This is a genomic window from Pseudomonas sp. PAMC 29040, assembly GCF_003994535.1.
In the GTDB taxonomy this organism is placed as follows: Bacteria; Pseudomonadota; Gammaproteobacteria; order Pseudomonadales; family Pseudomonadaceae; genus Aquipseudomonas; species Aquipseudomonas paraversuta.
Window position 1 is genome coordinate 175,297 of sequence record NZ_RZAA01000005.1, and the last position, 19,218, is coordinate 194,514.

General features: G+C 57.1%; 16 protein-coding genes. 7 read left to right on the forward strand and 9 right to left on the reverse strand.

Annotation, left to right across the window (positions count from 1 at the left end):
- Positions 1-147: 147 nt before the first annotated feature.
- From WG29040_RS10815 to WG29040_RS10835, 5 genes are all read right to left on the reverse strand, one after another.
- Positions 148-849: an ABC transporter ATP-binding protein gene (locus WG29040_RS10815; protein WP_003443115.1), complete on the reverse strand. Its 702-nt coding sequence runs from the start codon at positions 847-849 to the stop codon at positions 148-150.
- Positions 850-1,617 carry a high-affinity branched-chain amino acid ABC transporter ATP-binding protein LivG gene (gene livG, locus WG29040_RS10820; protein ID WP_003443113.1) on the reverse strand — a complete coding sequence of 256 codons (768 nt, stop codon included), beginning with the start codon at positions 1,615-1,617 and terminating at the stop codon, positions 850-852. It abuts the gene before it with no gap.
- Complete coding sequence (locus WG29040_RS10825) at positions 1,614-2,870, reverse strand: high-affinity branched-chain amino acid ABC transporter permease LivM (RefSeq protein ID WP_127196134.1); 1,257 nt, start codon at positions 2,868-2,870, stop codon at positions 1,614-1,616. Before WG29040_RS10825 ends, livG begins: the two co-directional genes overlap by 4 nt.
- Entirely contained in the window at positions 2,867-3,790 is a 924-nt protein-coding gene (gene livH, locus WG29040_RS10830) for a high-affinity branched-chain amino acid ABC transporter permease LivH (RefSeq protein ID WP_003443109.1), read from the reverse strand. Before livH ends, WG29040_RS10825 begins: the two co-directional genes overlap by 4 nt.
- Positions 3,791-4,039: 249 nt before the next feature.
- Positions 4,040-5,179 carry a branched-chain amino acid ABC transporter substrate-binding protein gene (locus tag WG29040_RS10835; RefSeq protein ID WP_269465423.1) on the reverse strand — a complete coding sequence of 380 codons (1,140 nt, stop codon included), beginning with the start codon at positions 5,177-5,179 and terminating at the stop codon, positions 4,040-4,042.
- Between the two features lie 355 nt (positions 5,180-5,534).
- On the opposite strand from WG29040_RS10835, the gene WG29040_RS10840 reads away from it, so the two are divergent.
- The gene (locus WG29040_RS10840) at positions 5,535-5,840 is read left to right on the forward strand and encodes a DUF2288 domain-containing protein (RefSeq protein ID WP_003443105.1); all 306 of its coding nucleotides are present in this window, start codon (positions 5,535-5,537) and stop codon (positions 5,838-5,840) included.
- 155 nt (positions 5,841-5,995) lie between these two features.
- Here the strand turns inward: WG29040_RS10840 and WG29040_RS10845 are convergent, their stop codons facing one another.
- Both WG29040_RS10845 and rapA read right to left on the reverse strand, forming a co-directional pair.
- Positions 5,996-8,200 (reverse strand): bifunctional diguanylate cyclase/phosphodiesterase, encoded by a 2,205-nt coding sequence (locus WG29040_RS10845; protein ID WP_127196135.1) that lies wholly within the window; start codon positions 8,198-8,200, stop codon positions 5,996-5,998.
- Between the two features lie 275 nt (positions 8,201-8,475).
- Positions 8,476-11,322 carry an RNA polymerase-associated protein RapA gene (gene rapA, locus WG29040_RS10850; RefSeq protein ID WP_127196136.1) on the reverse strand — a complete coding sequence of 949 codons (2,847 nt, stop codon included), beginning with the start codon at positions 11,320-11,322 and terminating at the stop codon, positions 8,476-8,478.
- Between the two features lie 161 nt (positions 11,323-11,483).
- Here rapA and WG29040_RS10855 point away from each other — a divergent pair, with 161 nt between their 5' ends.
- From WG29040_RS10855 to ccoM, 3 genes are all read left to right on the forward strand, one after another.
- On the forward strand, positions 11,484-11,801 hold the full coding sequence (locus WG29040_RS10855; protein ID WP_003443100.1) for a hypothetical protein: 318 nt from the start codon (positions 11,484-11,486) through the stop codon (positions 11,799-11,801).
- A gap of 112 nt (positions 11,802-11,913) precedes the next feature.
- Entirely contained in the window at positions 11,914-12,075 is a 162-nt protein-coding gene (locus tag WG29040_RS24320; protein WP_165878353.1) for a hypothetical protein, read from the forward strand.
- Positions 12,076-12,217: 142 nt separating this feature from the next.
- A complete protein-coding gene (gene ccoM, locus WG29040_RS24640; protein ID WP_003443097.1) occupies positions 12,218-12,328 on the forward strand; it encodes a cytochrome c oxidase subunit CcoM in 111 nt (36 codons plus the stop codon).
- Positions 12,329-12,472: 144 nt separating this feature from the next.
- On the opposite strand, the gene WG29040_RS10860 is transcribed toward ccoM, so the two are convergent.
- Together WG29040_RS10860 and WG29040_RS10865 are read right to left on the reverse strand one after the other, a co-directional pair.
- Positions 12,473-13,945, reverse strand: coding sequence for an inorganic phosphate transporter (locus tag WG29040_RS10860; protein WP_003443096.1), 1,473 nt, complete (start codon positions 13,943-13,945; stop codon positions 12,473-12,475).
- A gap of 352 nt (positions 13,946-14,297) precedes the next feature.
- Entirely contained in the window at positions 14,298-14,498 is a 201-nt protein-coding gene (locus WG29040_RS10865; RefSeq protein ID WP_003443094.1) for a hypothetical protein, read from the reverse strand.
- Between the two features lie 772 nt (positions 14,499-15,270).
- Here WG29040_RS10865 and pcaR point away from each other — a divergent pair.
- The 3 genes from pcaR to pcaF all read left to right on the forward strand — a co-directional run bounded on the left by pcaR (position 15,271) and on the right by pcaF (position 19,193).
- The gene (gene pcaR, locus WG29040_RS10870; protein WP_003443092.1) at positions 15,271-16,113 is read left to right on the forward strand and encodes a pca regulon transcriptional regulator PcaR; all 843 of its coding nucleotides are present in this window, start codon (positions 15,271-15,273) and stop codon (positions 16,111-16,113) included.
- 300 nt (positions 16,114-16,413) lie between these two features.
- On the forward strand, positions 16,414-17,760 hold the full coding sequence (locus WG29040_RS10875; RefSeq protein ID WP_003443090.1) for an MFS transporter: 1,347 nt from the start codon (positions 16,414-16,416) through the stop codon (positions 17,758-17,760).
- Between the two features lie 227 nt (positions 17,761-17,987).
- On the forward strand, positions 17,988-19,193 hold the full coding sequence (gene pcaF, locus WG29040_RS10880) for a 3-oxoadipyl-CoA thiolase (RefSeq protein WP_177412971.1): 1,206 nt from the start codon (positions 17,988-17,990) through the stop codon (positions 19,191-19,193).
- Positions 19,194-19,218: the final 25 nt, after the last annotated feature.

Genomic DNA, 19,218 nt, shown 5'->3' on the forward strand with positions numbered 1-19,218 from the left:
CTGAATGCTGCCGGCTTACCCCACTAGAGAGAGCAGCCCGGGATTTGTTACAGGCGACTGAAAAGAAGTTAGGGTTCCGGTCGGCGCAGCCTTTTCCGGCGCCCATGAAAAACGGCCCCGAAGGGCCGTTTTGTGTCGCAGGCAGCGTCAGCCGCCCAGATAGGCATCACGCACTTTTGGATCGTTGAGCAATTGCTCTCCGGTGCCTTGCATCACCACCCGGCCGTTTTCCAGCACGTAGGCGCGGTCAGCAATTTTTAGCGCCTGGTTGGCGTTCTGTTCCACCAGAAACACCGTCACGCCCTCATCCCGCAGTTGTTCAATAATGTCGAAAATCTGCTGAATGATGATCGGAGCCAGCCCAAGTGATGGTTCGTCGAGCAACAGCAACTTGGGTTTACTCATCAGCGCCCGGCCGATCGCAAGCATTTGCTGCTCGCCACCGGACATGGTGCCGCCCCGTTGATTGAAACGCTCTTTCAGGCGCGGGAACAGGTGCAGAACCTTGTCCATTTGCTCCTGGTATTCGTGCTTCTCAGTAAAGAACCCGCCCATGGCAAGGTTCTCTTCCACGGTCAGGCGGGCAAATACCCGCCGGCCTTCCGGTACCACGGCAATGCTCTTGCGCATGATCTGCGCCGAAGTCAGCCCCACCAGTTCTTCGCCCAGATAGCGAATGCTGCCGCTTTGGGCCTGGGGCGAGCCGCACAGGGTCATCATCAAGGTCGACTTGCCAGCGCCGTTAGCGCCGATCAGGGTCACGATCTCGCCCTGACGTACCTCGACATTCACCCCGTGCAGTGCCTGGATCTTGCCGTAAAAGGTAGAGACGTTTTCAAATTGCAGCATTTACGCTTCCCCCAGATAGGCTTTGATCACTTCAGGGTTATCGCGGATCTGCTCCGGAGTCCCGTCGGCCAAAGGTGTGCCCTGATTGATCACTACGATATGGTCGGAAATGCTCATGACCAGTTTCATGTCATGTTCAATCAATAGCACCGTAGCGTTGTGCTCGTTGCGTAAAACGCTGATCAGCGCCTTGAGGTCTTCGGTTTCCTTGGGGTTGAGACCGGCTGCCGGTTCGTCGAGCATGAGGATGCGCGGGCGCGTCATCATGCAGCGAGCGATTTCCAGGCGCCGTTGCTGGCCGTAGGCCAGGGTGCCCGCCGGGCGGTTGGCGAACTCGGTCAGGTTGACCTTGTCCAGCCAGTACGCGGCGTAGTCCATGGCATCGCGCTCGCTTTTACGGAACGCCGGGGTTTTGAACAGCCCCGCGAGGAAGTTGGTGTTGAGATGGCGATGTTGAGCAATCAACAGGTTCTCAACGGCTGTCATGTCCTTGAACAGGCGCACGTTCTGGAAGGTACGCACCACGCCCTTGCGGGCAATTTCATGGCCTGCCAGGCCTTCAATGGGTTCGCCATCCAGCAGGATGCTGCCCGACGATGGCTTGTAGAAGCCGGTCAGGCAGTTGAACACCGTGGTTTTGCCGGCGCCGTTAGGGCCGATCATTGACACTACCTGTTTTTCCTTGACGGTCAGCGCGACGCCATTCACCGCCAGCAAGCCGCCAAAGCGCATGCACAGGCCACTGACTTTCAGTATCTCGCGGCTCATTTTCGCAGCTCCAGATGAGGACGTTGCATTGGCAGCAGACCTTGCGGACGCCAGATCATCATCAGCACCATCAGGGCGCCGAACAGCAGCATCCGGTACTCACTGAAATCACGCATCATTTCCGGCAGCAGGATCATCACCACGGCTGCCAGAATCACGCCCAGTTGCGAGCCCATGCCACCCAGTACCACGATGGCCAGAATGATCGCCGACTCGAGGAAGGTGAACGACTCCGGGGTCACCAGGCCCTGGCGGGCGGCAAAGAAGCTGCCGGCAAAGCCTGCAAAGGTGGCACCCAGGGTGAAGGCCGACAGCTTGATGATGGTCGGATTCAAGCCCAGTGCACGGCAGGCAATTTCGTCTTCACGCAGGGCTTCCCACGCGCGACCGATCGGCATGCGCAGCAGGCGGTTGATCACGAACAGTACGATAAGCACCAGCACCAGCGCGATCAGGTACAGGAAAATCACCTTGTTGATCGAGTTGTACGCGATGCCAAAGTATTCGTGGAACGTCTGCATGCCCTCGGCTGCGGTTCTGTCGAAGCTCAGGCCGAAGAGGGTCGGTTTCGGGATGTTGCTGATGCCGTTCGGCCCGCCGGTGATGTCCGTCAGGTTACGCAGGAACAGGCGGATGATTTCACCAAAGCCCAGGGTCACGATGGCCAGATAGTCACCGCGTAAACGCAAGACCGGGAAACCCAGCAGGAAACCAAAGGTGGCTGCCATCAAACCGGCCAGCGGCAAGCAGATCCAGAAGCTCAGGCCGAAGTAGTGCGCCAGCAATGCATAGGTGTAGGCACCCACTGCATAGAAGCCCACGTAACCCAGGTCGAGCAGCCCGGCCAGGCCGACCACGATGTTCAGGCCAAGGCCCAGCATCACGTAGATCAGGATCAGGGTGGCGATGTCCACGGCACCGCGGGAACCATAGAACGGCCAGATCAGGGCCACGATCACCAGACCCAGAATGATCCAGCGCTGGGTGCTGGGCAGGGTCAGGAAGTCAGTGGCTCTGGACGGCACTTTTGGCATGTTGGGCGAAGCCTTCCAGGCCGCGCTCAGTTGCTGGTTGAACAACACGCGCACAAACATCAGCAGCGAGCAGATCGCAATCACGCTCAGGGTAAAGGTGCTGGTGTTGTGAACTTCGATGTTGATTCCGACGATAGTCAGTTTCAGACCGAGTACCGGGTAGGCGACGGCCCATACCAGCAGGGCGCTGAAGAACGCCGATTTAAGATTCCTAGTCATACTTTTTCAATCTCCGGACGTCCCAGAATGCCGGTCGGACGGAACAGCAGTACCAATACGAGCAGGCCGAAAGCCACTACGTCTTTGTACTGGTCGCCAAAGATATCGGCACCAAAGGCTTCAGCCACACCAAGCACCAGACCACCAAGCATTGCGCCGGGGATACTGCCGATCCCGCCCAATACTGCAGCAGTGAAGGCTTTAAGCCCCACGAGGAAACCGGAGCCGGGGTTGATCACGCCGTATTGCACGCTGATCAGAACGGCGGCAACGGCTGCCAGAGCGGCGCCGATCACAAACGTCAGGGCAATCACGTTGTTGGTGTTGATGCCCAGCAGGTTGGCCATCTTCATGTCTTCGGCGCAGGCGCGGCAGGCGCGGCCAAGGCGTGAACGGGAGATGAACAGGGTCAGGCCGAGCATGGCCAGGAGGGTGACCACGAAGACTACGATTTGCATGTAGGAGACAACGACTTCGCTAGCCCCGCCCGGACCGAAGGTGAAGCCGCCGGGGATCAGGTTAGGGATCGATTTGTCTTTCGAGTCCTGGGACAACAGCACCATGTTTTGCAGGAAAATCGACATGCCGATGGCAGAAATCAAGGGGATCAGGCGGTTACTGCCACGCAGAGGACGGTAAGCCACCCGTTCAATGCTGTATCCATAAGCACTGGTGACCACGATGCTGGCGATAAACGCCCCGGTCAGCAGTAATGGCACGCTGTCCAGACCCATCATGGTCAGGCCGGCGATGGCGATAAACGCAATGTAGGAACCAATCATGTACACCTCGCCGTGGGCGAAGTTGATCATTCCAATAATGCCGTAAACCATCGTATAGCCGATGGCGATCAGGGCATAGGTGCTGCCAACGTTGAGGCCGTTAACCAGCATTTGGAAGAAGTGATAGATGTCAGGCATTACAAAGCTCCTAAAAACCTGAGACGCATTTCACTGGTGGAGTCATTTTCCGGCCTGGGTCATGGGGTTTTTCACCCACTTTGAGCGCAGGTCTTCTGCCAGCGAACCGCTGGTGACGGTTTTAAAGATTTTCAGGTGGGCAGACTTCCGGATCACGAAAGCGCGGCCCCTTTTCTGTGAATCCAGGGTTCGTAAAACAAAACCCACTGCTCGCGCAGTGGGCTTCGTTGTCAGATCAGGAACCGGGACTTACTGAGGGCTAACCTCTGTTTTAGGTTTGCCGAAGTGCCATTCGTAGACCACGAACTTGAAGTTCTTCAGGTCGCCTTTGTCATCAAAGCTCAGGTCGCCCATCGGGGTCTTGAATGTCCCGTCATGGATGGCTTTGGCCACTTTTGCAGTGTCTTCGCTTTTGGCTTGTTCAATACCCTGGGCAATGACTTCAACTGCGGTGTAGGCAGGGAATACAAACGGACCGGTCGGGTCTTTTTTGTCTGCGACGAACTTCGCTACCAGTGCCTTGTTTTCAGGCTGTTGGTCGAATGCTTGTGGCAGGGTCACCAGCAAACCTTCGGAAGCGCCCTGGGCGATTTGCGAGATGGAGTCGTTACCCACGCCTTCCGGGCCCATGAACTTGGCGTTCAGGCCTTTTTCCTTGGCCTGACGCAGGATCAGGCCCAGCTCAGGGTGGTAACCGCCGTAGTAAACGAAGTCGACATTGGCTTGCTTGAGCTTGGCAATGACCGCCGCGAAGTCTTTATCGCCAGCGTTGACGCCTTCAAAGACTGCGACTTTGACGCCTTTGTTTTCCAGAGTCTGTTTGACCGCGGTGGCGATACCTTCACCGTACTGCTGCTTGTCGTGCAGCACTGCGACGACTTTCGGTTTGACGTGATCGGCGATGTAGTTACCGGCCGCAGGGCCTTGAGCGCTGTCCAGACCGATGGTGCGGAAGATGTTCTTGTAACCACGGGCGGTGATTTCCGGCGCGGTGGCGGCGGGGGTAATCATGATGATGCCTTCGTCTTCGTAGATGTCCGAAGGAGGCTGGGTAGAGCTGGAGCACAGGTGACCGACTACAAACTTGACGCCGTCGTTGACGATTTTGTTGGCTACTGCAACGGCTTGTTTTGGATCGCAGGCGTCGTCGTATTCCTTGGCTTCAAGCAGGAGCTTTTTGCCGTCGACGTCAACTCCGCCTTTGGCGTTGATGTCTGCAATAGCCTGTTTGGCGCCAGTGAACTGCATGTCGCCATACTGAGTAACAGGGCCTGTTTTAGGACCCGCAATACCGATCTTGATGGTGTCTGCTGCAAACGAATGGCTGGCAACCCCGGCCAAAACCATCGCGGCAAACAATTTGGTAATTTGCTTAGTAGCCATCTCTATTGGTGCTCCACTCTTCTGTTGTAATTTTTATAGTCCTGGAAGCCAAGGCAGCCGGACCGGGTCTTTTCTAGCGAAATTCCCGGCCAATCCCCCCTGCAACTGTACCGGTACAGTGTAGAGCGCCGGTTTAGCGCTTGAATAGCGTGTATCCGAGGGGAAAAGCAGGAAATGTCGCTTAAACGAAAGAAAGAGACAGAATGGCGGCGGAATATGCTGATGTTTTTTATCTGAATGTTGCCAGATCAGCCTTGCCGTCCTTAGCCCTTACTCTTTCTTGACGTCTCCACCTTTATTCGGGTTTTTCTACCCGGTGAGCGGCGCTATCATTACGCCGATTTTTTACCAGGTGAAACCCATGAACCAAGAACCTAGCACCCTCTATGCCAAGCTGCTTGGCGAGACCTCAACTATTGAATGGGATGCCTTGCAGCCGTTCTTCGCCAAAGGCGATCTGTTGTGGGTTGATCCTGCACTGGACCTGATCGAAGCGGCGCAGGCCGTGACTCAGGATGATGCAGAGAAAGTGGCCGCCTGGATGGCGTCCGGAGTGCTTGGAAAGATGACCGAAGCGCAGGCGCTAGACGTTCTTGAGCGTAACCCGCAGTTGTGGGCAGTGGTGGTTTCCCCCTGGGTTATGGTCCAGGAAAGGGCAGAGAAATAATATAAAGCACCAAGTTAGAGCGTTTTTTGCCGTAGGCATTTCAGGTCGTGAGTGTGTAGGGCAGTAACTGGTTTCGCCGTAGTGGCCAGTTGCCGTAGAGAAACGCCACAGTCCCGACTGTGGCGTTTTTTTGTGCCTGCCAGATGGGTTCGGGCTTACTGGCTCGAGAGTTGAAAGGCTGTGTGACCGGACTCGGGCAGGGAGCGTTTATTCAGTTCATCGAGCAACTCATGCAGAGCCTCAAAAGGTACCGGGCGGCTTAGCAGAAAGCCCTGGACATAGTCGCAGCCGTATTGCCTGAGGAACTCGAATTGCTGATTGGTTTCAACGCCTTCGGTGACCACCTGCAAGTGCAGGGTGTGGGCCATGACGATAATGGCCTGGACGATTTCCATGTCCTGGCTGGAGGCCGGGATTTCCTGAATGAATGAACGGTCAATTTTTAACGTGTTCAGAGGCAGGCGCTTTAAATAGGCGAGGGAGGAATACCCGGTGCCGAAGTCATCAATCGACAGTGACACGCCGAGGGCGCGAATCTGCCGAAGCAGTTGCGAGGTGCTGTTGATATTTCCCATCAAGGCGTTTTCTGTGACTTCCAGCTCCAGTCGATGGGGGGCGATGCCGGATGTTCGCAGGGCATTTTCAATCTCGTCGGCCAGCTCTACCCGTACCAGATTCAGTGCCGAGCAATTAACCGCGACCCCCAGTTGCTGCCAGCCCATGCGTGACAGGGCAGCCAGGTCCTGACAGGCCTTGCGCAACACCCAGTGGTCCAGTTCGGCGATCAGACCGTTGGCTTCGGCAATGCTGATGAAACGGTCCGGGGCGAGCAAGCCATGCTCAGGGTGCTGCCAGCGCACCAGGGCTTCGAGTTTGGCGACACGGCCTGTCTTAAGGTCAAAGATGGGTTGGTAATGCACCAGTAATCCGCTGCCATCGATCAGTGCATTGCGCAGTTCTTCTTCTATCTGCAGTTCCAGCGACGCGCGGGCTTTCAGGTTCGAGCTGAAGAAGGTCAGGCTATTGCGACCATTGCCTTTGGACTGGTAGAGCGCCAGATCTGCGTGTTTGAGCAACTCGGTACTGGTGGTGCCGTCGTCCGGAAACACACTGATGCCGATGCTGGTGGTCATCACCATGCGTCTGCCGGCCAACTCGATGGGCTCTTTGAGTTTAAGCATGATGCGCTGGGCCATGCTTTGAGCTTCATCGCGGTGGTTGAGGCTGACTAAAATGCAGAATTCATCGCCGCCAAAACGCGCGACCACATCATCATGGCTGCGGGTGGCACTTTTGATTTGGGTGGCGATGGTCTTGAGCAACTGGTCCCCGGCATCATGGCCCAGGCTGTCGTTGATGCGCTTGAAGTGATCAATGTCGAGAAACATCACCGCCAGCTTGCCGTTGTGTGCCGTGCGCTCGATCAGCTTTTCGGCAAAAATCTGGTTGAACCCGCGCCGGTTGATCAGATTGGTCAGCGGGTCGTAAAGCGCCACCTGCTGCAAGGACACGCGGGCCAGGTCAAGTTGGCTGAGCAGGGCGTTGACCCGTTTCAGGTCATGCTCTTTGTGCTGCAGTTTCTTGTCGACCAAGGCTGCGCTGATGCTGCAGCCAATCAGCAACAAGCTGATCAGGGCCACCATCAAGGCCAGTTGCCAGTGGTTGTTTTCAATGAGTGCCTGACCGGTGTCGCCAGCAGGCGAGTAGGTGTGCATCGCCCACATGCCGATGAAGTGCACGCTGAGCAGGGCTGCACCGGCAGCGAGGCTGATGGCGTATTTGAAAAGCTGATGGGGCAAACCGCTGGTGGAGAGCAGGCAAGAGGTCATCAGCAGCGCGCCATAGCTTGCTGCGACGGCCGTGAACAAGGAGAGAGCGATCAGCTGCGGTTGATAATGGCTCAGGTTGTTGGAGTGCATGGCTGACATGCCGACATAGTGCATGCAGCAAACAGCCACCCCAAAAACCAGCGCCGCCAGCTGTAGCCGGGCACGACTGGGGGCAGGGGTATTGAGGATTTGCATGGCGATGAGGGTACCAATCCATGCAATGAACAGCGAGACGCTGGTGATGCCAAGGTCGTAGTGGGTTTCGGACCGGGATTCAAATGCCAGCATGCTGATGAAATGCATGGCCCAAATACCGCCTGCCAGGCAGCTGGCGCCAAGCCATCGCCACACGGTTTTTGCCATGGTTTTTTCGCTGTTGGCAGTACGTTCCACCATGTGCAGCACAGCTAAAGCAGCCGCGCAGGCCACCAGATAGGCGAGAAATACCAGATAAGGGTTATGGCTGCTGTAAAGCAGTTGTCGCCCGTTATCCATGTGCGGACCAAAAAACTGCAAGTCCAGCCATTCCATAGCGCGCCTCGGCACTGATTGCAGATTTGCTAGTCGTCAGGCGCTAGCTCGGTCTCAAGTATAGAGGCTGGAATTTTGGCTGCAGCAATGATGGCAAGATGATGTCTATCATTTTGTTATGAGGATTACGATCGCTATTCCTCTTAGCGCTAAGGCGGTAAGGGGCAAGCCTCGCGCTGTTGATCACGAGGCTTGAAGCCTGCTGCGTGAGCAGGTTGGGCTCCTGCTCAGGGGGAATCAATAAACCCGCTTGCCTTGCGCAAGCGGGTTTTCAATCAGCCTGCGACCAATACGCGAATGGCTTCAAGACGCAGGGCGGCTTTCTCAAGCATGGCCAGGCTTTGTTCCCGTTGCTTGCGCAAGGCAACCAGTTCGCTGTCACGAACGCTCGGGTTAACCGCTTGCAATGCTGTCAGGCGTGCCAACTCTTCTTCAGTATCGGCGGCCAGGCGACGCTGTGCTTCGGCAACACGTTCTGCGTGGCGTGGCGCGATCTTGGCTTCACCGGCGTTGATCTTCGGCGTGAGGTTGTCACGCTGGGCCTGAATGAACTTGTTGGCGCTGGCACGGGGCACGCTTTCCAGTTGTTCGTTCAAGGTTTCGAAGGCCACGCGTGATGACAGGTCATTGCCGTTGGCGTCCAGCAGGCAGCGCAGAGCGGCAGGTGGCAGGTAACGGCCCAGCTGCAGCGAGCGCGGGGCAACCACTTCGCTGACGTAAATCAGTTCAAGCAGTACGGTTCCGGGCTTGAGTGCCTTGTTTTTGATCAGTGCGACAGCGGTGTTGCCCATCGAACCGGACAATACGAGGTCCATGCCGCCCTGCACCATCGGGTGTTCCCAGGTGATGAACTGCATGTCTTCGCGCGACAGGGCCTGGTTGCGGTCGTAGGTGATGGTCACGCCTTCGTCGTCGCCAAGGGGGAAGCTGGCGTCGAGCATTTTTTCGCTTGGCTTGAGGATCAGGGCGTTTTCCGAGTGGTCTTCACTGTCGATGCCAAAGGCGTTGAACAGGGTTTCCATGTAGATCGGCAGGGTGAATTGATCGTCTTGTTCAAGGATCGCTTCAACCAGCGCTTCGCCTTCGCCCGAGCCGCCGGAGTTCAACTCCAGCAGGCGGTCGCGACCGGTGTGCAGTTCTTGCTCCAGACGCTCGCGTTCGGTGCGGGCTTCGTCGATCAATGCCTGCCACTCTTCATCGTCAGCAGCTTCAAGCAACGGCAGCAGGCGCGGGCCAAACGTGTGTTGCAGTGCGTTGCCGGTAGGGCAGGTATTGAGGAAGGCGTTCAGCGCTTCGTGGTACCACTGGAACAGGCGCTGTTGCGGGCTGGTCTCAAGGTACGGCACGTGGACTTCGATAATGTGTTTCTGGCCGATCCGGTCCAGACGACCAATTCGTTGTTCCAGCAGGTCCGGGTGGGACGGCAGATCGAACAGCACCAAATGATGAGCAAACTGGAAGTTACGACCTTCACTGCCGATTTCCGAGCAGATCAGTACCTGGGCGCCGAACTCCTCGTCTGCGAAGTAGGCCGCTGCGCGGTCGCGCTCAAGAATGTTCATGCCTTCGTGGAAGACCGTTGCAGGGATGCCGGAGCGCACGCGCAGGGCGTCTTCCAGGTCCATTGCGGTCTCGGCGTGGGCACAGATCACCAGCACTTTTGTGCGTTTGAGCATCTTCAGCGTGTCGGTGAGCCACTCTACCCGAGGGTCAAAGCGCCACCAGCGTTCTTCTTCACTGGCGTCCGGCTGGGACTGGAAGCTGACTTCGGGGTAGAGCTCGGCATGTTCGCCCAGCGGCAGTTCCAGGTATTCGTCCGGGCATGGCAGCGGATAAGCATGCAGCTTGCGCTCCGGGAAGCCCTGAATGGCTGCGCGGGTGTTACGGAACAGGACGCGGCCGGTGCCGTGACGGTCGAGCAGTTCGCGCACCAGGCGTGCGCTGGCTTCGGCATCGCCATCGTTAACGGCAGCCAGCAAGGTATCACCCTCGGCGCCGAGGAAGCCGTGAATGGTTTTGTGGGCTTCAGGCGACAGGCGGCCTTTGTCCAGCAGCTCCTGCACGGCCTGGGCGACCGGGCGATAGTTCTCGCTCTCGGCACGGAAGGCGGCCAGATCGTGGAAGCGGTTGGGGTCGAGCAGGCGCAAGCGGGCGAAGTGGCTGTCCTGGCCCAGTTGTTCCGGGGTAGCGGTCAGCAGCAATACGCCCGGGATCACTTCTGCCAGTTGTTCAATCAAGGCGTATTCCGGGCTGACCTGGTCTTCGTGCCACACCAGGTGATGGGCCTCGTCGACCACCAGCAAATCCCAGTCCGCTGCAAACAAAGCGTCTTGAGCCTTGGGGTCGTCGACCAGCCATTCCAGTGCAACCAGCGCCAGCTGGGTATCTTCAAACGGGTTGCTGGCATCGCTTTCGATGAAGCGCTCTTCGTCAAACAGCGCGACTTCAAGGTTGAAGCGCCGGCGCATCTCCACCAGCCATTGGTGCTGCAGGTTTTCCGGCACCACGATCAGCACGCGGCTGGCGCGGCCACTGAGCAGCTGGCGGTGGATGACCAGACCGGCTTCGATGGTTTTACCCAGGCCTACTTCGTCAGCCAGCAGGACCCTTGGTGCAATCCGGTCGGCAACTTCGCGGGCGATGTGCAACTGGTGGGCAATAGGTTGTGCACGCACACCGCCCAGGCCCCACAGTGGCGACTGCAACTGGCGGCTGGTGTGTTCAAGGGTGTGGTAACGCAGGGAGAACCAGGACAGCGGATCGATCTGGCCGGCGAACAAGCGGTCGCTGGCCAGACGGAACTGGATGAAGTTCGACAGTTGGGTTTCTGGCAGGGTAACAGGCTCGTTTTGCTCGTTGAGCCCGTGATAGACCATCAGCCCGTCGACATCGTCGACTTCGCGCACGGTCATCTTCCAGCCTTCGAAGTGGATGATGGTGTCACCCGGCGAGAACCGTACGCGCGTGAGCGGTGCGTTGCGCAGCGAATATTGGCGGGTTTCGCCAGTGGCCGGATAGAGCACGGTCAACAAGCGACCGTCCTGTGCCAGAACGGTGCCTAAACCTAGCTCTGCTTCGCTGTCACTAATCCAGCGTTGCCCCGGTTGATACTGCTGCGCCATGCTGCCTGACTCCCGCTTCGAAAAAGCCGAGTATATTAACGGATCAGGGGCCTCAGTCCAAAGGACTCTCATAAAAAGCTGTTCGGCTTTACTTGGGCCGGTAGCGGTTTTCGATGAGTGGCTCACGTTGATCGAGCATCAGGAATAGGAGAACAATCGCCATGTTGCCGCCCATCCTGCCTCTGAGTGTAGTCCCCGTGACGTCTCAACAAGATCCGGTGCGCCCACGGCCGGACATTCCACCAGTAGTGCCCGCCCAGGCAGCTGCGGGTGAAAGCGCGATCAACCTGAGCGATCATGATAGTGAGCAGGCCACGCTGTTGCTGCGCGAGGAGCAGCAGCGTCAACAGCAAAAGCGTCGCAGTGAAGCAGAGGAACAGGAGACTCAAAGCCCCTCTGATGCTGAAGATGCAGGGCCGCAATTGCCAGCGGTCGATGGCACACAGCGCTTGGGTTTGTGGGTTGATATAAAGGTCTGAGGCGATTTTTTCTGGTCAGGGGTGGCGCGGCGTCGCATTATTGGCCCATTGCCTGAGACCTTTGCGGTCTGCGGTGCACCGACTCAAACACTGACAGTGACCTGATTGCGCTATGAGCCAAGACAACAAGCTGGTCGACCTGGGTGCCGAACGCGCCAAACGGGTGCACGACCTTAAAGAAAAGAAGCTGAATGAAGTACGGCAAGCCTTCGAGCAAGCAATGCCGTTGGCAAAACCCGCAAAAAAGCCGAAGAAAAAACCTAGAAAGCGCTGAACAGCGGCGTTTTAGATGATCTGTGTCAAATATCCCGTCCAAGTCCCTGTCGCCGTGGATCACTATTGATCCTGGTCAAGTTCTACGCCTGCGCGTCTGGTTAATCTAGCTGCAACACACAACAGACCCGCAGGAGGCCGTCATGTTTCTCGATAATGTGGTTATCGCTGGAGTATTTACCGTCGGCCTCATGGTCTTGTTTTTCGCGGGACTGGGCATTTTTATCTGGAAAGACTCCCGCAAGCGCAAATAGCGCAGGTCTTTTCGGGGTATGAGCACGCAAGGCATTTTGGGCGACTTCGGTCGCCTATTTTTTTGCGTGGGTTTTTTGCCCGTACCCCAGGCATAAAAAAAGGTACGACCCGTGAGGGGCGTACCTTTTTTGTTCGACGCTAAATCAGGCGAGCATTTTCGATGCCAGCCAGAACAGCCCCGCAGACAGTGCGATGGTGGCCGGTAAGGTCAGCACCCACGCCATCAGGATGGTTTTGATCGTACTGCTTTGCAGGCCGCTCTTGTTGGCGACCATGGTGCCGGCAACACCCGATGACAGGATGTGTGTCGTCGATACCGGCAGGGCGAAGACATTGGCCAGGCCAATGGCAAAGGCCGTGGTGATCTGGGCCGCCATGCCTTGTGCATAGGTCATGCCTTGCTTGCCGATCTTCTCGCCGATGGTTTTCACCACGCGCTTCCAGCCAACCATGGTGCCCAGCCCGAGAGCCAGAGCAACTGCCAGAATCACCCAGAATGGCGCGTATTCAGTGGTGGCGGTCAGATCTTTGCGCAGTTTTTCGAGGTCCGCTTTTTCACGGGCTTCAAGTGCTGGCAACTTGCTGACTTTCTTCGCGGTGTCGTCCAGGCAAAGCAGGTAGCGACGGATCTCGATACGCTTTTCAGACGGGAGCGAGTGGTAGTCTGCTACGCCTTTAAGCGAGCTCAGTAGCGCGGCGATGGTCGGCTCGGTTTGCTGCGGGTTGCAGCTGAACTGATCCGGCAAGTCGTCTTTTACGCTTTTGCCCAGTGCCAGGAACTCGCTCAGGGAGGCGTTGTTACGCTGATAGAACTGGCTCAGGTGCAGGGTTGCATCGCGAGTCCGCTCGATCTGATAGGTGGTGCTGTTGAGGTCCAGAACGAACGCACTTGGCACGATGCCGATCAGAACCAGCATGATCAGGCCGATGCCTTTCTGGCCATCGTTGGAGCCGTGAACGAAACTCACCGCCATGGCCGAGATCACCAGAACCAGACGGTTCCAGAACGGCGGATGCTTTTTGTCGTCCAGTTTGCGGCGTTGCTCCGGGGTCTTGTGCATCTTGGAGTTAGGACGCCACCACTTGAGACCAACCAGCAACAGTCCCGCAATCACGAATCCGGCCATTGGCGAGAACACCAGCGAGGCGCCAATGTCGATGGCCTTCTGCCAGTTAACACCTTCACTCACCGGAATTCCGTTGATCAGGGCATTGGCCAGGCCGACACCGAGGATAGAGCCGATCAGGGTGTGTGAACTCGACGCGGGAATCCCGAAATACCAGGTTCCCAGGTTCCAGGTAATGGCAGCGGCAAGCAGCGAGAACACCATGGCCAGGCCATGTCCGGTGTTTACATTGACCAGGAGCTCTACCGGAAGCAGGTGGACGATGGCATACGCCACACCGACCCCGCCCAGCAGAACGCCGAGAAAATTGAACACACCGGAAAAGAACACCGCCAGATGAGGCGGCATGGCTTTGGTGTAGATGACTGTTGCTACCGCATTCGCGGTGTCATGAAAGCCGTTTATGAACTCAAATGCGAGAACAAAGGCTAGGGCGAAGAAGAGGCTGATAAGAACCCAGGCGTCCAATCCGCTTAATAGATCGATCATGAAGGTTTTCTGACACGGTCATAAAGGGGTGCGGATTATGCCAGAAAACCCCGCTAATCGATGCACTAGCTGTCCGTTGGTAACATCTATAAATGAAAAAACCAGTGAGGGCTATTCCCGGCAGAGAACCTGAACTCCTCTCCAAGCCGCTGATATCAAAGGCTGTACGCGTTCTTGCGGGGCTGATACCTGCCCTTGTGAAGGCTACGACTGAAGGATGAAATTTCTTCAATCCGGCCCGTGAGAAGGGGTAGTTTCAGCCTCGGCGTCACAAACCACTGCAAAGCGCGCGCGAATGGCCAGTCGTCAGGGACCTCCAGCCGCGCTCAATAGCTGCATTCAGGCCAAAGGTTCAGGGTTCCTCTGGCTTGAGCTCTTGTTCAATTTTTTGAATTTCCTGGGAAAATGCCTGATCCAGCAGGCTGGCCCGTTTGCGCCAGGGTTTGCGCTCCGGTTCTGGCTGGGCAGCGTAGATAGTCACTTCGCCACCGTAAACATCCTTGTAACGTTGCTCCTGACGCTCAAGTTCTGCGCGCAGTTCGTCTTTCGTCACAGTATTACCTAATTGAGTTGAGATTAAATCCGGTGAACCATCGTGTACGAGAGGGCGTTCGATTTAACGTGTGTGCTCGCCTTGTGCACGGCCTGTAAGCAATGACAAGGTTAAACAAGCCGTTCTTTGCACGCCGCATGTCATCAACTAAAAATGCAGATCGCCACGGTAAGTGTTCACCCTCGAGGGGGACAACATGCAGTGCACTTGAATGTTAAGCCGCGGGGCTTGTTGAATTCACTCAGCGACTTGGATCCAATAACTGAGGGTGCTTGATTCTGTGCACTCACTTACTTAGGAAGCATGCTGGCCCAAGTAATGTTGCTACTATCGCCCAATAACTTCGGGCGCGTCAACTTTCGGGTGATCGGCGAGTCACGGCACTAAAAGCTTAACTAGATATGATACGAACCTTATCTATTAGTTGAGGGGGCGGGGAGTTGGCTGCACAAGTTTCAAGTCGGCGCCCGGGTTTAATCTGTGCGCTTTATACAGACGGTTTCTATCTGTGTCGGGCGCTTGACACATGAAATGTGAAAGGGCTGGTTTTTTAATAAAGACCGCAGGCGTTGATTAAGTGCGCTGATTGAAGATCATCGATCGGCATGTAAATGATCTCTCCATTACCCGCGCGGGCAATGGCAGGGCAATGCCGAGTCGATTGCGATTATCGCCCGACAGTTCGATAATCGCCCTCTGTTGTGTGGGTCAAACGCGTTCTGCGGGTTGGACAGGTGGTTAATAACAATAAATTCAAGCAGGGGGATTGAAGATGAATGATGTATTGCGCAATGCCGCTACCTGTATCGCGCCTCCGATTGTGGCGTCGCCCGCCAAGCGTATCCAGGCGTTCACCGGCGATCCCGATTTTATGGCGTCATTGGCCCGGGGGCTGGCGGTGGTGCAGGCCTTTCAGGAGCGCAAACGCCATCTGACCATTGCCCAGATCAGCCATCGCACCGAGATTCCACGGGCCGCAGTGCGCCGCTGCCTGTACACCCTGATCAAGCTCGGTTATGCCACTACTGATGGCCGTACTTATTCGTTACTGCCCAAAGTACTGACTCTCGGTCATGCCTACCTGTCATCGACACCTTTGGCGGTGTCGGCCCAGCCGTATCTGGACCGCATGAGCGAGCAGCTGCATGAGGCCTGCAACATGGCGACCCTCGAGGGTGACGACATTCTGTACATTGCCCGTTCGGCTACCACTCAGCGTCTGATATCGGTAGATCTTTCCGTGGGCGGGCGGTTGCCGGCGTATTGCACCTCCATGGGCCGCATCCTCCTGGCGGCACTGGATGATGTGACATTGCACGAGTACCTGGCCCATGCTGAGTTTCAGGCCAAGACCAGCCGTACTCTGCATACGCCCGAAGCGTTGCTTGAGTGTTTGCAGCAGGTGCGGGAACAAGGCTGGTGTGTGGTTGATCAAGAGCTGGAGCAGGGCCTGCGCTCCATTGCAGTTCCGGTATATGACGCTTCCGGGCAAGTGCTCGCAGCCTTGAACGTCAGTACCCATGCTGCAAGAGTGAGCCGTACCGAACTGGAGCAGCGCTTTCTGCCGATCATGCTGAGCTCCAGTCGCGACCTGAGTGCCCAGCTGTTCAGCTGAGGTGGGCGCACTAAGCGTTCGATAAACGCACAGTTAAGCGTTTATCGAATTGCATGCCGGCGGCGGGCTGATTATTGTCCGGGAGCGCCCTGGAATGCAGTCTGCCCAAGCATTCAACCAGGATTCGCCCACTATAATAAAGAAGAGGCCGAACGCCATGAACACCCCCCACTTCCTGATCTGGAAGCAGTCTTCGACGGTCCTCCCAAGACCGGTTTGACATCCTCTTTTAGGTTTCTTGTGTGAGCAGCCGCTCCTTGGCAGGCTTTCGTTCACCTGCGTTTTCCCGGAATAAAAATAATGAATTCGTCTCAGTCTGCAGCAGGAAACTGCCTTGATGTGCAGTCCTTTATCAATACTCAGCCGCTCTCGCGTTACCAGTGGAGAGTAGTCATTCTGTGTTTTCTGATTGTCTTTCTGGATGGTCTGGACACCGCAGCCATGGGCTTCATCGCTCCGGCCCTGTCGCAGGACTGGGGGATAGACCGCGCCAGCCTTGGCCCGGTCATGAGCGCGGCGCTGATAGGCATGGTATTCGGAGCCTTGGGTTCGGGGCCGCTGGCTGACCGTTTCGGGCGAAAAGTGGTGCTGGTGGGGGCCGTGCTGGTGTTTGGCGGGTTTAGCCTGGCCTCGGCCTACAGCACTAATGTCGATCAACTTCTGGTCTTGCGCTTTTTAACCGGCCTGGGCCTTGGCGCCGGGATGCCGAACGCCACCACCTTGCTGTCTGAGTACACACCGGAGCGCCACAAGTCGCTGTTGGTGACCAGCATGTTCTGCGGTTTCAATCTGGGCATGGCAGGCGGAGGTTTCATCTCGGCCAAATTGATCCCGATGTACGGCTGGCACAGCCTGTTGCTGATCGGCGGGATCTTGCCGTTGCTGCTGACATTGGTTCTGGTGGTGTGGCTGCCGGAATCTGCGCGTTTTCTGGTGGTACGCAATCGAAGTATTGAGCTGATTCGTAAAACCCTGGCACCCATTGCTCCGGCCATTGTTGCCGGCGCCACCCGCTTCAGCGTGCCCGAGCAGCAGACCGTCAAGGCGCGCAATGTATTTGCCGTGATCTTCTCCGGGACCTATAGCGCCGGCACCTTGTTGCTGTGGCTCACCTACTTCATGGGGCTGGTGATTGTGTATCTGCTCACCAGCTGGCTGCCGACCCTGATGCGTGACAGCGGGGCCAGCATGGAGCAGGCCGCGTTTATTGGTGCGCTTTTCCAGTTCGGCGGAGTCTTGAGTGCCGTGGGTGTGGGATGGGCGATGGATCGATTCAATCCGCACAAGGTAATAGGTGTGTTCTACCTGCTGGCTGGGGTGTTTGCCTACGCAGTAGGGCAGAGCCTGGGCAATATCACGATCCTGGCCACTCTGGTTCTGGTGGCCGGTATGTGTGTAAACGGCGCGCAATCTGCGATGCCGTCCCTGGCGGCGCGTTTTTACCCGACCCAAGGGCGGGCCACGGGCGTTTCGTGGATGCTCGGGATTGGTCGCTTCGGCGCCATTCTGGGGGCCTGGATGGGCGCAACCCTGCTGGGCTTGGGCTGGAACTTCGAGCAAGTGCTGACGGCGCTGGTGATTCCGGCAGCTCTGGCGACCACCGCGGTACTGATCAAAGGCATGGTCAGTCACGCCGATGCAACCTGATTGCGGGTTGATTAGTCAGCAAGCTAACTATGTGTTCGATTAGCGCACACATAGTCGATTATCGGATTGTTCAGGTTGAGTCGGCGGCTTAACCTGCCAGACATCATTTCGTTGCACTACGCCGTCAAGCATGTAATTGCCGCTCACCGCGGGCCGCTCGATGTTGAACTCAGCGGCTTGCGTGACCGCGCCTACAGCGCTGGCCCGTGGCCAACACCAGGAGAAGCCTGATGCGTGAAGTTTTTATCTGTGATGCGATTCGCACCCCCATTGGCCGTTTTGGCGCAGGTCTGGCCGCAGTGCGTGCCGATGACCTGGCGGCAGTGCCGATCAAGGCGCTGATCGAGCGTAATCCCGGGGTTAACTGGAACGAAGTTGATGAAGTATTTTTCGGTTGTGCCAACCAGGCCGGCGAAGACAATCGCAACGTGGCACGCATGGCTGCTCTGCTGGCCGGGCTGCCGGAAACCATTCCGGGCGTGACCCTTAACCGGCTGTGTGCCTCGGGTATGGATGCCATTGGTACAGCCTTCCGGGCGATTGCCAGCGGCGAGATGGAGCTGGCGATTGCTGGCGGCGTCGAGTCGATGTCCCGCGCGCCCTTTGTGATGGGCAAGGCGGACGCTGCCTTCTCGCGCAACATGAAGCTCGAAGACACCACCATCGGCTGGCGTTTTATCAACCCGCTGATGAAAGCTCAGTACGGTGTCGACCCGATGCCGCAAACCGCCGATAACGTTGCCGATGACTATCACATCTCCCGCGCCGATCAGGACGCCTTCGCCCTGCGCAGCCAGCAACGCACAGCCGCAGCCCAGGCTGCCGGCTACTTTGCTGAAGAGATAGTGCCGGTGCGTGTTGCGCACAAAAAGGGTGAAACCGTCGTTGAACACGATGAGCATCCGCGCGCCGATACCACCCTTGAAACCTTGAGCAAGCTCAAGCCGGTCAATGGTCCGGACAAAACCGTGACTGCCGGCAATGCTTCAGGGGTGAACGATGGTGCCGCGGCACTGATTCTGGCCTCGGCTGATGCCGTCAAACGTCACGGCCTGACCGCCCGTGCCCGGGTACTGGGCATGGCCAGCGCCGCAGTGGCACCGCGGGTAATGGGTATCGGTCCGGTGCCTGCAGTGCGCAAGCTGGTTGAACGCCTGGGCCTGGCCGTCAGCGATTTTGACGTGATTGAACTCAATGAAGCCTTCGCCAGCCAGGGCCTGGCGGTTCTGCGCGAGCTGGGGCTGGCGGACGATGCGCCACAGGTCAATCCCAATGGCGGAGCAATTGCCCTGGGCCATCCTTTGGGCATGAGCGGTGCGCGAATTGTACTGACCGCATTGCATCATCTTGAAAAAACCGGTGGCAAAAAAGGGCTTGCCACCATGTGTGTTGGTGTCGGGCAAGGTCTGGCACTGGCCATCGAGCGGGTTTGACAGTCAGGCATTGAGCACAGGGCCG